The following is a 4,039-nucleotide window of genomic DNA, read 5'->3' as shown; positions in this document are numbered from 1 at the left end:
TTTTACTTCTGCACTTGAGCTTTTTTTGAAGGTGTCTCCTAATCCTTCTAATATTTCTAATTTTACGGCACCTTCTTTCCATGTTCCTGGATAGGTTAATATGGGTTCTATTCTTGATGGTACTGGTCTTTTGAATCGTTTATGATAGCGTGCAACAAATTTGTGATTTTTTTGATTTAAAATCTTTTTTAAATAGGTTGTTGCTATTTTATGTTCTTCTTTAGAAAGCGATAAGTCTACAGTAACTAATAACTGCCCTAATTGTGTTTCTACTAATTCTTTATTTGCACTACTTGCATAGGCTATGTCTGCATTTCTAGAGAAAAAACTATAGCTCAATGCTGGTTTTCCGTCTTGATCTCTGGCAATTACTGGGGTAGATCTTAAGGCATAAAAAACATTGTTTTTTTGATGGTCTCTAAAGATTTCTACGTCTGGAAGTCCTGGAACTCCTATTTTGTCTAATAATGATAGCATGATTGTATGTTTTAAATTATTTTTTTTGGATTAATTAATTGTTGTTATTGGTAGCATTAATTGTGGTGTATTTGGAGGGATTGCATAAACTTGTTCTTCTTGCGATCCATCGTTAGCAAAAATGCGTACTGTAGCATTTAATGGCACTGTTACTGGCATATCTGGAATAATTGCAACATCACTAACTTTACTTTGGTTTAAGAATAGTACAGCTGTACCTAGCATCTCTGGGTCTGTGCTATTTATTGTTATTTGTAATGCTACTATTCGCCCTGTAAATGTTGTAGGCCCTAATAGGGTTTCTACTTTTACGGTTCTAAATCCACTGTTATCTAAATTTATAAAGGGCTGTTCTGTATCGTAGTTTACCCAGTTGCCTTCAAATAAACGCCCATCATTAAGTATAAATCGGCTTCTTCCTTCCCAATTTCTAGAGTCTTCTTCTTCTACTAGTACTGCAAAAGATTTACTTGATTCTTCTGGTGTTAAACTTAATGTGGTTACTTTTTCTTCATTATCTGCTGCTGTGTATTTTATATCTATTAATGCTTGTTTTACTAGGTTATTACTATTTGCTAAGTTTGGTGTTATGTTAAATATTCGCGCAAATGGCCTATCTACTACTACCTGAGAGTCTTTTATGTTTTCTTCTTCGAACACCAACTTCTCATCTTTAAAGAAAAACTCTTGTCTTAGGTAATAATCGTACTTATTTTCTTCTGGTGGCTGAATTAAGTAGCGTTTCATTTGTGTGCTGCCCTGGTTTAATATGGTTGTTCTACCATTTGAACCTTTAGATGGTGCTAGAAATACTTGTACAGATCGTATGCTGTCGTCGCTAAATTGTAATTCTCCTGCTTGAATTTCTACTGGAATTAATGGAGAATGCGTATCCATATTAATACTTAAATCTCGCCTTGTTTCATTTTCAAAGAGTTGAGACGTTATTTTAGTCTCTGGGCTTCCTATAATAGAACCTGTATTATGTATAAATTCTACTTGATAGTCGTAATTAAGTGTGCCATATTGGTCTACAAAGAATTTTATTTTATCGTTTAAATTTGTTTTGTTTAATGTTAAACTGTGCTCGTGTAATCGTTTAGTTTTATCTCCTTCGTCTCCTTTATAACCGTACGAAATATGTACGATGGCTTCTCTAACATCATATTCATCAAAATCGAAACTTGCTCTTACTTCTAATTCTATTTCTTTAAACGGCCCTTCTCCTAAGGTTACCATTAGTAATTGTTTATCGGCATCGAATGCTGTTCCTGCCAATGATAAGGCTCCATTTGGATGGTATTTTATTGTTTTAGATTCTGCTTTATTAAATGTGAATTTTCTTTTTATTTGTTGAGAAATTTCTCTTCGTCTTAATCTGTATCCTACATTAACATCTATATCTAAAGCGGAGTCTGTTTCTCCTTCTTCTGCATCATCATCGTCTTCATTATCGTCATCATTACTGTCATCATCATTATCTTCATCTGGAGTTGTGACTTCATCGGAGGGTGCATCGTCATCGTCGTCTGTATTGTTTTCTTCTTCTGGATCTGTTGCTTCTTCATCTTCTGCACTTCCGCCTCCTGTTGTATCTTCTTCTGGTCTATCATTATCAGAGTCTGTTCCATCCACTGGGTCGTCTTCTGTTGTATCTTCTTCTGTTGTACCATCATCTTCATCTGTAGTATTTTCTTCTGTTGGTGGCTCTTCTTGTTCATCATCTCCTCCATCTGCATCTTCTTCTTCTCCTCTTACTCTATTTGCTATAGTTTCATTAATTCCTGCACTATAATCTTCTGAAGGTATTGCTGTAGCATTAAACAGCGTTGGCCCCATTAGTTTTTTTACTAACTCTATTCCTGTTGGGTCGTTACCTAAAATATTAGTTTGCGATTCTCCTTCTGCATATACTACTTGTTTAACTGTAATTGCACCTTCGCTCATTAGCTCCCTTATCATAACATCTACATCTGCACTGGCTGCTATGTTTATATTATCGTTTTTTACTCCTGCTCTCATATTAAAAGAGTGGTTCCAGAAATCTTCTGTGGCTTTAAAATCTACTGTTATTTCTAAGTTATAGGCTTTCATTACACCCAAATAGCTTAAATCGTACACTACTGCTACTTGTGTTTGTCCTTCTTGCTTTAGTAAATTCCACATTATCTGTGCTGGTTTATTACTTAATCGCGTAGAAAACACAGCTGTTTGTTTCATACTTAATGATGGTTTTGTAGAACCTGCTATTGTTACCTTAAAGTCTTCGGTATTGTTTTCGCTACTACCATCTGTACTAAACATGACTAATTTTACATCTCCATCCTTAAAAGGAACCATAGATAAACTAATACCGTCTCCGTATTTAGATTCTAGTTCGCTTTTAATGGCTTCAAATTTTTCATCGGAAGGTCCTAACTCTACTTGTAGGGTTAAAAAACCTCCCACTCGAGATTCATCTTTATCAAAATCTGGGTCTTCATCTTCTATTATTTCTCCATCTGTATATACTACATATTGCAATGCTTTACCGTTATCTGCTATTTTTACTTTTTCGTCTGGCAAACAGTAAAAACTATTTGGATCTGTATAGTCTTGGTATATTACACAGCCTTCTATAACTTCTTGTTTTTCTATATTTAACATGGTTTTACTTTTTAATTATTGATTGTATACTGTTTATTAAATTGAAACTCCTAATGCTCTAAAAGTGTTTTGTCCCGCAAACCCAAAAGCATTCCCATTACAGTTCTCTTTTTGATAACGTATTAAGGCTTCGGCTGTTCCTTTACCAAAATCTCCATCTACGCGTCCAGAATAATATGGATTACCTGTTTGGCTACTACGCATTCGTTTTAACCCTGTTTGGAGTTTTTCTACTAAATGTCCTGTAGAGCCATGTCTTACTTTTATAAATGCAGGGTTAGATGTTGTTGCTCTAGATATATTGTACAGATCACAACTATTTAAAAGGATATACTTAAAATCGTCTTGATTTTCTGCTTTATCATCGTACACGTTTTTTATAAATTTATCCCATGCATTCCAATCTCCATTTGTATAGCCTCTTGGAATATATTGTGGTGGACAGCCTGTTACCACTTGCCAACCATAACTACTATAATAGTCTGAAATGCAAAATGATGTAGAGTAAGGATCGTTTTTAATGGCTTTTACTTTTGTTGTTTTTGGATTGTTTCTTGCACAATGGATATTATCGCCAGGATTGCCTACTAATATATCTGCTGAAGGCCCATAATTAATTACTGGTTGTCCGTTACTTATAGTATAGTTTGCTCTTCGTAACGTAATTAAGCCATTTAAGCGTAATGCTCTATGAGGTTGAAAGCCTGAGTTGTTTCTAGGGTGTTGTCCTTTTTTATAGTTGTAAAACCCTGGTTGCATGCTATTAAATTGATGTTTACGCTTTCTATTACGTTGTGCATTTTTAAGGTTTGGTAATGTACTAGATAAAAACACTGCTACCTTACGTTCGGCTGGAAGCCACTGCCCTATAAGACATCTTGGATAGTAATAGTTTATATTAACACGTTGTAATAAG

Annotated in this window: 3 protein-coding genes; all 3 read right to left on the bottom strand. The window is 34.6% G+C overall.

What is annotated here, in order from left to right; genetic code table 11:
- Positions 1 to 477 (bottom strand): hypothetical protein (locus ACVC2P_RS06420; RefSeq protein ID WP_452597652.1); only part of this gene is annotated, 477 nt, incomplete at its 3' end.
- A 30-nt stretch (positions 478 to 507) separates the two neighbouring features.
- Positions 508 to 3,123 (bottom strand): hypothetical protein, encoded by a 2,616-nt coding sequence (locus ACVC2P_RS06415; protein ID WP_452597651.1) that lies wholly within the window; start codon positions 3,121 to 3,123, stop codon positions 508 to 510.
- 36 nt (positions 3,124 to 3,159) lie between these two features.
- Positions 3,160 to 4,039: peptidoglycan-binding domain-containing protein (locus ACVC2P_RS06410; RefSeq protein WP_452597650.1), on the bottom strand; the 880-nt coding region annotated here is incomplete at its 5' end.

Source organism: Pontimicrobium sp. MEBiC01747, assembly GCF_053601635.1.
This window is presented reverse-complemented; position numbering and strand designations above follow the sequence as displayed.

What these genes read in the sequence shown, in the direction of transcription:
- ACVC2P_RS06415 (WP_452597651.1), bottom strand. Translation starts at nt 3,123, where the DNA reads ATGTTAAATATAGAAAAACAAGAAGTTATAGAAGGCTGTGTAATATAC.